At 52.3% G+C, this 749-nt stretch carries 1 pseudogene; it reads right to left on the reverse strand.

Going from position 1 to position 749, the window contains the following annotated elements:
• A pseudogene (locus H6B51_RS17205) lies at nucleotides 1-618 on the reverse strand (IS21 family transposase); the annotation flags it as partial.
• Between the last annotated feature and the right edge of the window lie 131 nt (nucleotides 619-749).

The following is a 749-nucleotide window of genomic DNA, read 5'->3' on the forward strand; positions in this document are numbered from 1 at the left end:
AGGCATCCCCATGTATTGAAAGGCATGGATCATCCCAATAAACAGATTTTCCTGCTTGGCATTTGGGAAAAACTCAATGTAGCGCTGGCCGCAGTGGTGGCAGATCATAGCAAAGCATGCCGCACGGTATGTGTTTCCGTTGTAGTCCAGCACATCTGTGAAGCCCCAGTCCATCTGGTAGGCCTCACCAGGCGCTGTGGTGTAACGGCGCCCTCGGTTTCCTTGAGGAGCAACCTGCTGCCGTTTGGCCGGGATAAGGTGCTTATGAGCAGCGATATATTCTTTTACAATGGTCGCCCCTCCGTCAAAACCGGCCTGTTGCAAACGTTCTAATACAACAGAGGAGTTCTTGACTCCTTGACGCAGCAGGCTGTCCAAGAGGCCAGTATAACCGCTGAGTTTTGTGGCCTTGTGTTTTCTGCCTTTTGTGCTGCGAGGCAGGTCACGGAAGCCGTTCCGCTTGAGCCGTCGCAGTTTCCCACGGGATACTCCGCTGCGCCGTTCTAACTCTGCCAGGTTGATATGATCCAGGGAAAACTGCGCTCCCTGTTCTGCCTTCATTTCCTCGATGGCCTGTGCTATACTTGGGGCAAGGCCATTACCATTTAACTCTCTCATTGCTTGTCCTTTCCGCTGGGTTGTTGGCACTTTCCAGTGTACAGGTTCGCAGAGAGCAATGGTACTGGCTTTTTCTTTTCCGGCTGAATTTGGTCGTGGACTCCCGACACTTTGGGGTTAATTACACCCGA

It is taken from the genome of Pseudoflavonifractor phocaeensis, assembly GCF_016901955.1.
Lineage (GTDB): Bacteria > Bacillota > Clostridia > Oscillospirales > Oscillospiraceae > Flavonifractor > Flavonifractor phocaeensis_A.